General features: G+C 74.3%; 8 protein-coding genes. 2 read left to right on the forward strand and 6 right to left on the reverse strand.

All coding sequences use genetic code 11. From position 1 onward, the window contains the following. The first annotated feature begins 22 nt into the window (after positions 1–22). On the forward strand, positions 23–1477 hold the full coding sequence (locus ACIBK8_RS34810) for a DNA-3-methyladenine glycosylase 2 family protein (RefSeq protein ID WP_399046589.1): 1455 nt from the start codon (positions 23–25) through the stop codon (positions 1475–1477). Between the two features lie 13 nt (positions 1478–1490). Here ACIBK8_RS34810 and ACIBK8_RS34815 read toward each other — a convergent pair whose 3' ends face one another. From ACIBK8_RS34815 to ACIBK8_RS34840, 6 genes are all read right to left on the reverse strand, one after another. Then, positions 1491–1712: a ferredoxin gene (locus ACIBK8_RS34815; protein WP_399046591.1), complete on the reverse strand. Its 222-nt coding sequence runs from the start codon at positions 1710–1712 to the stop codon at positions 1491–1493. Then, positions 1709–2944: a cytochrome P450 gene (locus ACIBK8_RS34820; protein WP_399046593.1), complete on the reverse strand. Its 1236-nt coding sequence runs from the start codon at positions 2942–2944 to the stop codon at positions 1709–1711. The genes ACIBK8_RS34815 and ACIBK8_RS34820 overlap by 4 nt, the downstream gene beginning before the upstream one ends. Positions 2945–3047: 103 nt before the next feature. Next, positions 3048–3938, reverse strand: a complete 891-nt coding sequence (locus ACIBK8_RS34825; RefSeq protein WP_399046594.1) for a DUF4097 family beta strand repeat-containing protein — start codon at positions 3936–3938, stop codon at positions 3048–3050. Between the two features lie 102 nt (positions 3939–4040). Continuing rightward, positions 4041–4568 carry a hypothetical protein gene (locus ACIBK8_RS34830; protein ID WP_399046596.1) on the reverse strand — a complete coding sequence of 176 codons (528 nt, stop codon included), beginning with the start codon at positions 4566–4568 and terminating at the stop codon, positions 4041–4043. Between the two features lie 245 nt (positions 4569–4813). Next, positions 4814–5302 carry a DUF456 domain-containing protein gene (locus ACIBK8_RS34835; protein WP_393682140.1) on the reverse strand — a complete coding sequence of 163 codons (489 nt, stop codon included), beginning with the start codon at positions 5300–5302 and terminating at the stop codon, positions 4814–4816. A gap of 159 nt (positions 5303–5461) precedes the next feature. Beyond that, positions 5462–6451, reverse strand: a complete 990-nt coding sequence (locus tag ACIBK8_RS34840; protein ID WP_399046599.1) for a helix-turn-helix transcriptional regulator — start codon at positions 6449–6451, stop codon at positions 5462–5464. Positions 6452–6636: 185 nt separating this feature from the next. Between ACIBK8_RS34840 and ACIBK8_RS34845 the strand changes: the two genes are divergently transcribed. Further along, positions 6637–10176 (forward strand): S8 family peptidase, encoded by a 3540-nt coding sequence (locus ACIBK8_RS34845; protein WP_399046600.1) that lies wholly within the window; start codon positions 6637–6639, stop codon positions 10174–10176. The last annotated feature ends 138 nt before the right edge of the window (positions 10177–10314 follow it).

Here is a 10314-nt window from a genome sequence, read left to right on the forward strand (position 1 = left end):
GCGGCGCACACTGGACGCCGTGATGGATGACGCGACGCGGTACCGGGCGGTGTCGAGCCGGGACGCCAGGTTCGACGGCGAGTTCTTCTTCGCGGTGACCACGACCGGGATCTACTGCCGGCCGAGCTGCCCCGCGGTCACCCCGAAACGGGCCAACGTGCGGTTCTACCCGTCGGCCGCCGCCGCGCAGGCCGGGGGCTTCCGGGCCTGCCGGCGCTGCCGCCCCGACGCCGTACCGGGGTCGGCCGCCTGGAACGTCCGCGCCGACCTCGTCGGCCGCGCCGTCCGGCTGATCGGGGACGGCGTGGTCGACCGCGAAGGCGTCGCCGGGCTCGCCAGGCGCCTGGGGTACAGCACCCGGCAGGTGCAGCGGCAGCTGACCGCCGAGCTGGGCGCAGGTCCGGTGGCCCTGGCGCGGGCGCGGCGCGCGCACACCGCGCGGGTGCTGCTCCAGACCACCGCGCTGCCGGTCACCGAGCTGGCCTTCGCCGCCGGCTTCGCCAGCATCCGGCAGTTCAACGCCACCATGCGGGAGATCTACGCCGGGACACCGCGCGAACTGCGGGCCTCCGCCACCGCCTGCGCCGGGCGCGCCACCGGCCCCGCGCCCGGCGGGATCCCGCTGCGGCTCGCCTTCCGCGGCCCGTACGCGGCCACCGAGATCTTCGACTTCCTGGCGGCCGGTGCGGTGGCGGGCGTGGAGGAGATCCGCGGCCCGCGCGGCTGCCGCACCTACCGCCGCACGCTGCGGCTGCCGTACGGGACCGCCGTCGCCGAGGCGGACGAGCGCACCGGCCACCCGCCGCGGCGCCGCCCGCTGACCGGACCGGCGTGCCCGCCGCGCGGCGCCGAAGGCGGCTGGCTGGAGGGCCGGCTGCGGCTGACCGACCCGCGCGATCTGGCCACCGCCGTCCAGCGCCTTCGCCGGCTCTTCGACCTGGACGCCGACCCGTACGCGGTGGCCGAACGGCTGGGCACCGACCCGCTGCTCGGCCCGCTGGTCGCGGCCCGCCCCGGACTGCGCTCGCCGGGCGCCGCCGACCCCGGGGAACTGGCCCTGCGCACGGTTGTCGGCGGCCCGCCGCAGCGCGCCGCCGAGCTGGTCGAGGCGTACGGGAAGCCGCTGGACGCCGCGGACGGCGGGCTCACCCACGTCTTCCCGACCGCCGCGGAGCTGGCGGATGCCGCCGTGCCGGAGCCGGTGCGCGCACTGTGCGCGGCGCTCGCCGACGGCAGGCTCGTACTGGACGCGGGCGCGGACCGGGACGCCGCCGAGCGGGCCCTGCGGCAGCTGCCGGGGGTCGGTGCGCGGGCCGCTGCGTACATCAGGATGCGGGCCCTGGGCGACCCGGACGCGGGCCCGGACGGCGCGGCCGGCGCCTGGCGGCCCTGGCGGGCCTACGCCCTGCACCATCTGTGGGCCGCCGGGCGCCTCACGGCGGCGGAGTGGCCCCCGCGCGGCGGTGTCCGTCCCTGACCGGGAGCGGTCGCTACGCGTCCCCGGAATCAGGGGAGTTGAGGGCGATGGCCCCGGCGGGGCAGAGGCCGACGGCCAGCCGGGCTGCGGCCAGGTGCCCGGGGTCGGGCGCGGGGTGCAGGAGCACCACCAGACCTTCCTCGTCGTCCTGGTCGAAGACCTCGGGAGCCGTCAGGGCGCACATGCCGGCGCCGGCGCAGCGCGCACGGTCGACGCTCAGCCGGGGCGTCGTCACGGCTGCTCCTCGTCCCAGGTGACGGGCAGGGCGGCCACCCCGTAGATGGTGGCGTGTTCGCGCAGCGGCACCTCCTGCGGCGGCACCGCGAGGCGCAGCGTGGGGAAGCGGGCGAAGAGCGCGGGGAAGGCGACGGCCATCTCGACGCGGGCGAGCTGCTGGCCCAGGCACTGGTGGGCGCCGTGTCCGAAGGCCAGGTGCCCGGTGGCCTTGCGGTGGATGTCGAGCCGGTCGGGGTCGGGGAACCTGTGCGGGTCGCGGTTGGCGGCCTGCACGGAAACGGTCACCGTCTCGCCCGCCCTGATGAGCTGACCCGCCACCTCGACGTCCTCCAGCGCCGCCCGCGGAATCGGGTCGGCCACGCTGAGGTAGCGCAGCAGCTCCTCCACGGTCTGCTCGGCGAGCGTGGGGTCGGCGCGCAGGGCGTCCAGTTGGGCGGGGTTGCTGAGCAGGGCGAAGGTGCCGAGGCCGAGCATGTTCGTGGTGGTGTCGAGACCGGCGGCGAGCAGTACCCCGCCCACTCCGACCAGTTCCTCATCCGTGAGAGCTGAGGTGGTGAGATCGCTGAGCAGGTCGTCGGTGGGCGCGGCGCGCTTGGCGGTCACGAGTTCGCTCAGGAACGCTTCGACGGCCGCGTGTGCCTCGCCCCTCGCCTCCATGCCGGCGCTCTGGTCGAAGAGGGTCGCCACCTGGCCCTGGAAGCGGTCCCGGTCGGCGTAGGGCACACCGAGCAGCTCGCAGATCATCAGCGCGGGCACCGGCCGCGCGAACGCCTCCACCAGGTCGGCGGTGGGCCCGGCCTGCTCCATGGCGTCCAGGCACGCGGTGGTGAACTGCGCGACGCGCTCGGCGAGTTGACGCATCCTGCGGACGGTGAACTTTCCGGTGAGCAGCCGCCGGTAGCGGGTGTGCTCGGGGGCGTCGAGGCCGAGGAAGTCGCCGGTCGGGGCCGGCGGCAGCTCGTCCGGCAGGCCCGGCATCGCCATCGGCAGGTGCATGAGTTCGTAGCGCGAGCTGAACCGCGGATCGGACAGGACCGCGCGGGCCGCGGCGTGTCCGGTGGCCAGCCAGCCCAGGTGCCCGTCGGCGTAGCGCAGGCGGCTCAGCGGCTTCTCGCTCAGCGCGGTGAGTGCGGCGGGCGGGTCGAAGGGGCAGCCGGTGTGCCGGTCGGTGGGCAGCGTGGGCGGCTCTTCGACGGTGGTGGCGTCGGTGGGTGTCGGGTCGTACGGCATGGGGTCCTCCAGAGTGCGCTGGGCTTACTGAAGTGGCATGTGGTGAAGGGGAGTTACCGTGTGATGCCGGTCTTGTCGATGCCGGTCTTGACGGTGCGCGGGCTCAGGCGCGGCGGATGATGATGTCGCCGGCCGCGGTCCTGGCGTGCACCTCGACGGTCTCGTCGGAGTCCGCGGGTCCGGCGGCGGAGCCGAGCGCGTTGCGTACCGTGCCGTACTTGGGGTGCAGGTCGAGCCAGGCTGCGGTGCCCTCGTGGATGCCCACCTCGACGTCGCCGACGGCGGTGCGCAGGTCGATCCGGCCGCGGGCGGCGTCGCCGACGCGGATGCGGCCGTTGGAGGTCACCGCGTCGACCCCGGCGTGGGCGACACCGATCTCGATCCGGCCGTTGGCGGCCTTGGCTCCGACGTCGCTGTGCGCGATGCCGACGGAGATGTCGCCGTTGGCCGCGTTGGTCTTCAGGGCGCCGGTGACCTCGCCGATCTCGGTCGCGCCGTTGCCGTTCTTGACGGTCGCCGCGCCGGTGACCGTGCCGACCTCGACCCGGCCCATGCCGGTGACCTCGATGTCCCCGGTCGAGCGGGCCAGACGGATGTCGCCGGTAGCGGTCCTGAGGTCGGCGCCGGCCGCCTCGTCGACCTGGAGGTCGCCGAGCCCGGTCTTGAGCGTGACGTCCCCGACGCGGCCTTCGCAGTGGAAGTTGCCCATGCCCGTGGTGCCCCGGACATCGGATCCGGCGGGCAGTTCGATGCTCACCTCGATGGCGCCCGGCTTGCCGAACAGGGACCGCCTCTTGGGTGTCTTGACCACGAGGCGACCGCCGGAGCAGCTGACCTGGGTCTCCTGTACGGCGCGTACGTCCTTGTCGTCGGAGCCGTTGCACGGCAGCACCTCGACGACCGTGTCGGTGCGCTTGCCCGCGGTGATACGGGCGGTGCCGCAGTCCAACTCCAGGGTGACGGCGATCGGTTCGGGGGTCTCGTAAGAAGGCATGGCTGTTCCGTCCTCTTGGCTCGGGTGGTTGATCCCGCTGGTGAGGCGGGTGCGGAGGGACGTCGGCGGGATCGGCGATCCGCCGGTGAAAGAGGGGTGGGGTCAGCGGACCCAGCCGGTGAAGCCCCGGCCGCCCGATTCCTTGCCGCGGCCCTGCGGGTTCGCGCGCTGCCCGCCGTCGAGGGTGGTGGACACGGCCCGCACCAGCCAGGCGTTGACCGACAGGCCGTCCGCCGCCGCGGCGTCCTCGGCGCGGGCCTTGAGGTGGGCGGGGAGGCGGAAGTTGATCCGCGCCATGGTGCCGTCGTCGGTGTCGGCGGACGGCGGCAGTGCGGTCGCGGCGGGTTCGTCGGCCGGCTCCCGTTCCTCCCGGAACGGTTCGGGGGCGGGCGGTGCCGTCACCACGAACTCCGGGTCGAGTCCGCGCAGCCGCACGTCGACCGAGCCGGGCGCCAGCTCCCGCGTGACCTCGACCATGGCGGCGGACAGCGCGTTGAGCAGGGTCAGCCGGGTGGCGGATTCCAGGGGGGCGGTGAGCCGCTCGGCGAGGGCGCGGGCGTCGTCGCCGCCGGCGTCCGCGGCGACGGCCAGCTCCTGCCGGAGGTTGTCGACGTAGGGCGTGAGGTCCATGGTGCCATCATGGCGCATCGATGGCGCCATGGCTAGCCGCAGCGGCGCCTTTTTGGTGCATACGCTGCTGACCTGGGGTTTCTTCGGTGGATTGGTGTGCCGTGGTGCCGCGTTGACGGTGCGATGGCTTGTGTCGGCGCCATTGCGATGCCGCGGTGGCGCCATCCGCGCGACGGGCCGGTGTCATCGAGGCCGAACGGCGACCCGAGCCCGTCATCGCACGTGAACGGCGCCCGCCACCGGGATCACGCCCACCCCGCGATGACCACACCCGCCCAGGCTCCCGCCACCAGCAGGCAGGCCAGAAGTTCGATCAGCACGCTCAGGCCGACGGCGCGCAGGGCCGTGCGGGTGGCGGCCCAGGCGTCGCCGTGGCTGCCCAGCCGGACCCGCTCCAGCAGGTAGTGCGCGCCGATCGCGAACAGCGGGGCGCCGATGAGGGGGATCAGGAAGAAGCCGACGATCCCGGCGGCGCCCGCGGCGAACAGCGTCCGGTACGGCGTGCCCGCCGCCCGCAGGTTGCGGGTGGGCAGCAGCCACTTCAGGGCCTGGTTGAGCAGCAGCACGGCGGTCGCGGCGATCAGCACCGTCCAGGCGGCCGACGACTGCTCGGTCATCGCCCACCACAGCACACCGGCCCACACGATCGGCGGCCCGGGGACGCCGGGAATCAGCACCCCGAACAGCCCGAGCAGAAGGACAAGACCGACCGCGACCAGCTGCCACGCGCTCATGCGCCGGCCTCACTCCGTCCGCCGGCCACCGGGCACGTCCGGCGCAGCGCCTTCCCGGTCACGCCCGGCACACCGCACGCTCTCATGGCCCAAGCCTGCCGGACACGGCCCGCCCGCGCTTCCCGGACGGCCGCCCCCGCCACGGCGGGTGCGGCACCCTCAGCGGGACAGCCACCCCCGCTCGTACGCCTGCCAGCCCAGCTGCATCCGGGTGGTCACACCGGCCAGTTCCATCAGGTTCCGCACCCGCCGCTGGACGGTGCGCAGGCCGAGGCCGAGCTGTTTGGCGGCGCTCGCGTCCGTCAGCCCGGCCAGCAGCAGGGACAGCACTTCGAGGTCGGCGCCGTCCGGGTGGCCCGGATGCTCCTCGTGGGAGGCGCGGTCGGCGGTGAGCCGCAGCGGCACGGCCTGCCGCCAGACCGCCTCGAACAGGCCCAGCAGGCATTCCAGCAGCCCGCTGCCGTGCACCACCAGCGCAGCCGGTTCGGCCGACGCGGCGGCGCGCGGGGTGAGCGGCACCATCGCCAGCGCACGGTCGGCGATGACCAGCTTGGTGGGCACCTCGTCCACCACCCGTACCCGCTCCTCGCGCCGCAGCGCGGCGGTCAGGCCCACGAGGCCGTCCGGCGCGGACAGCACACCCCGTTCGATGACCACGCGGTAGTCGACGCCCCGCTCGGCGGCCCGTTCCTCGGCGTCGTTCTGCACGCCGGTGACCGCCGTCGGCGTGCTGGTGACCAGCGCGCAGACCTCTTCCGCCGCGCCGAGCTGGAGCTGGAGGAAGCGGTGCGCCACCGCACCCGCACCGGTGACCACCTCCACCAGGTCGTGCACGGCAGGTTCGGCGGCCTGGCCCCTGAACTCCTCGGCGAGCACCGCGGCGGCCAGCTCGGCCCGGTCGAGTTCGTGCCGCTGCTGGGTGAGCAGGGCGCCCAGTGCCACGGCGGGCGGCGCGGCCACCCAGCGTCCCGGGCGGGTGGACGACGGGGCGGCGAGGCCCTGCCTCTCCAGGTGGCGCAGGGTGCGGACGGTGTCGTCCTCGGTGAGCGCCAACCGGGCCGCCAGGTAGGGGACTTCGGCGGCGCCCAGGCCGACCAGCGCCCGGTAGACGGTCTCCTGGGCCTCGTCGAGACCTATCGCACTGAGCATCCGATGCCGCCCTCTCCTCATCTGCCGTACCGCTGCCGCGCGTTGACCTGGCCGCCGCTCCGGGCCCGTGGGCTGGCGGGAAGGAGCCACGGCGCAATCCCGCCGCTGACATCATCCCCGCGGCTCCCCGCGCTCTGCCAGGGTGTCGGCACCGCAGCAGCAGTCGGCACCAGTTGGGGATGGGGATGGCAATGCGTTCTGGCTCGTCGAACGGCTCGTTCCGGTGGCGAAGACGGCAGGGGGACGACACCGACGCACGGAACGGCCCCGGCACCCGCACACGACGGCGCGGCCGGGCCGCCACCCGTACCGGCCTCGGGGCGGCCGTCGCCTTCGCCCTGGCCACCGCCCTGGCCGTGCCGTCCCAGGCACAGCCAGCGGCCGGTACACACCCGTCACGGACGGCGGACGCACGGCCGGTCACCGGCAGCCGGGCACCCGTCGGCAAGGGCGCTACCGCCGCCACCGTCACGCTGGTCACCGGTGACCGGGTCCAGCTGCGCACCGACGCCAAGGGCCGCAGCAGCGCCTTCGTGCTGCCCCGCGCGGACGGCAGCCGTCCGTCCGTGCAGACCCGCCAGTCGGGCAAGGACCTGTACGTCTACCCGGACACCGCCGCCGGGGCGCTGGCCCGCGGGCGGGTGGACGAGGAGCTGTTCAACGTCAGCGGCCTCGTCCGGCAGGGCTACGACGACGCGCACCGTACCGCGCTGCCGCTGATCGCGACGTACGGCGGCGCGGTCGACGTGACCCGCGCGGTGCCCGGCCTGCCACGCGGCGCGAAGCGCGGCAGCGTGCTCGGCGTCATCGGCGGAGTCGCGCTGTCCGCCGACAAGAAGCGGGCCGGCGACTTCTGGCAGGACCTCGGCGCCGACCGGGCACGCGCCACGGGCGGCCTGCGCAAACTCTGGCTCGACCGGAAGGTGCACACCACGCTCGACCGGTCGACGAAGCAGGTCAACGCACCCCGGGCATGGGCCGCCGGGCTCGACGGCAAGGGCACCGCCGTCGCGGTCCTCGACACCGGCGTCGACGCGGAACACCCCGACCTCAAGGGCCGGATCACCGGCAGCAAGAACTTCACCGACGACGCGAGCACCGACGACGTGCAGGGACACGGCACGCACACCGCGTCGACGGTCGGCGGCAGCGGCGCGGCGAGCGGCGGCAGGAAGAAGGGCGTCGCGCCCGGCACCGGGCTGCTGATCGGCAAGGTGCTCGACGACACCGGCTCCGGGTCCACCTCGTGGATCATCTCCGGCATGCAGTGGGCGGTGGACCAGCACGCCGACGTCGTGTCGATGAGCCTGGGCTCGCCCGAAGCCACCGACTGCACCGACCCGATGGGGCAGGCGGCGCAGGAGTTCGCCAAGAACACCAAGACCCTGTTCGTGGTCGCGGCGGGCAACGCGGGCCCCGCCGAACCGTCGGTGTCATCGCCCGGTTGCGCACCCGGCGTGCTGACCGTCGGGGCCGTCGACCGCGACGAGAGCACCGCGCCGTTCTCCAGCCGGGGCCCGGTGCTCACCACCCACACCCTCAAGCCGGAGATCGCCGCGCCCGGCGTCGGCATCTCGGCGGCCTCCGCCGGTGGCCGCGGCGCCCTTGCCTACCGCGCCATGTCCGGCACGTCGATGGCCACCCCGCACGTGGCGGGCGCCGCGGCCGTGGTGCGCCAGGCACACCCCGACTGGACGGCCCAGCAGGTCAAGTCGGCCCTGGTGTCCTCCGCGCAGAACGGCGCCGGCACCCGTGAGGCGAAGGCGTTCGGCGGCGCCGACGAGATCGGCGCGGGACGGCTCGACGTGGCCGCCGCCGCGACGCAGCCGGTGCTGGCCGCCCCCGCCGTCCAGGGCGGCGACTTCAGCTGGCCGCAGGACCCGTCCGACCGCACGTCCGTCGACGTCCCGTACACCAACACCACGGACAAGGACGTGCAGTTGAAGCTCACGGTCGGCGAGGTGCAGGGGAACGACGGCAGCACCGTCACCTCCACCCCCGCCAGGCTCGGCGCCTCCCGCGTCACCGTGCCCGCCGGAAAGACCGTCACCGTGCCGCTGAAGCTCGACCCGTCCGCGCACCTGACGAAGGGCCAGTACGGCGACCTCAGCGGCCGGGTGCTGGCCACCGCCGCGCACGGAGTGCGGGTGACGGTGCCGTTCACCCTGTACGTCCAGCCGGAGACCGTCACCCTCCGGATCAAGATGACCGACCGGGCGGGCGCACCCGCGGCCGGTGCCTCCTCGCTCGACGTGGTGTCCACCGACACCGCGACCGGCGAGCGGCGGGTCAACGACGGCGCGGCCGAACAGCGCTTCCAGCTCCGGCCCGGCGCCTACCTCATCAGCGGCTTCGTCGAGACCGGCGACGCGTCCCTCAGCTACCTCGCGCACCCCGAGTTCCACCTGACCAAGGACACCACCCTGGTCCTCGACGCCCGGCAGGCCCACCGGCTGACGGTCCGCACCGACCGCGCCGGCGAGGCACGCAGGACCGTCCTGTCCTACGGCCGCTGGTGGGACGACACCTGGGTGACGGCAGGCACCGCGAGCACCACCAAGGCGGGACAGGAGGTCTACGCGGCGGTCAACGGCCGTGCCCGCAAGGGCGGTTACCAATTCAGCAGCAACTGGCGCACCTACGGGACGGACGCCGCGAAGGGCACCGGCCACGGCCCGGCCGCCGGGCAGCCGTACGTCTACAACCTGACCTTCCCCGAGGACGGGCCGGTCGGCTCCGCCCGCACCTACCGGGTGCGCGACAAGGGCCTGGCCGCCGTACGGACCGACTACCACGCCCTGGGCGAACCGGCCGACTACCAGGACCTGTTGGCGATCCGCCCCGCCTGGAGCCCGCAGGAGCAGGTGAACGTCGGCCTCTTCGATCCGGTCCATGTGCCGGGCACCCGCACCGAGTTCTACACGCCGGGCACGTCCTGGCAGCACTCGGTCCTCACGTCCATGCCGTTCGGTGCCCTGCTCACCGACCGCGACCGCAGCTACCGCGCGGGCGAGCAGCGCACCGACGAGTGGTTCGGCGGGGTGCTGCGGCCCACCGCACCGCTGAACGAGGACGGGTCGTTGCAGCTCGCCGCCGAACGCCAGGGCAACCTCATGGGCTTCGGCCCCGGATTCTGGAACGACGGCTCGGGCGACCACTGGTCGCCCGGCGCCTCCTTCGGCGACATCGGCAACCTGGAACTGCGCCGCGACGGCACGGTGGTCGGCACCAGCTCGTTCCCGAACGGCGTGTTCGAGGTACCGGCGGAGGAAGCGACGTACACCCTGCGGCGCGACACCCAGAAGATCCCCACATCGGACCGCAACTGGCTGCGCTCCCAGGAGACTTCCACCACCTGGACGTTCCGCTCCCACCTGGAGGAGGACGTGGAGTCCCGGGGCCTGCCGCTCCTGTTCCCCGACTACGGTGTCCCGGAGGACGGCAACAACACCCTGCCCGCCGCGGACGGCCAGCGGATCACCCTCTCCGCCGACGGCCACGCCGGATACACCCCGGGCGACCTCACCAAGGCCGCGCTGTCCTACTCCTACGACGGCGGAAAGACCTGGACCGCCGCCCCGACCGCACAGCACGACGGCACGTGGACGGCCACCGTCGACCACGCAGGCGCGACGGGCAAACAGGTCACGCTCAAGGCCGAACTGACCGATTCCCACGGCAACGCGGTCAGCCAGACCGTGGTCCGCGCCTATGACGTGCGCTGACCTGTGAACTCCGCCGGGGGGGCCCCCCGGGGGGGGGGGGCCCCCCCGCGGCCCCCCCCCCCCCCCCCCCGCCGGGGCGCCCCCGCGGGCCGCAAACGGCCCAGTAACAACAGGGTGGAAGACCGTGGGCCCCGGGCA

Source organism: Streptomyces sp. NPDC050161, from assembly GCF_044460025.1.
Taxonomy (GTDB): Bacteria; Actinomycetota; Actinomycetes; order Streptomycetales; family Streptomycetaceae; genus Streptomyces.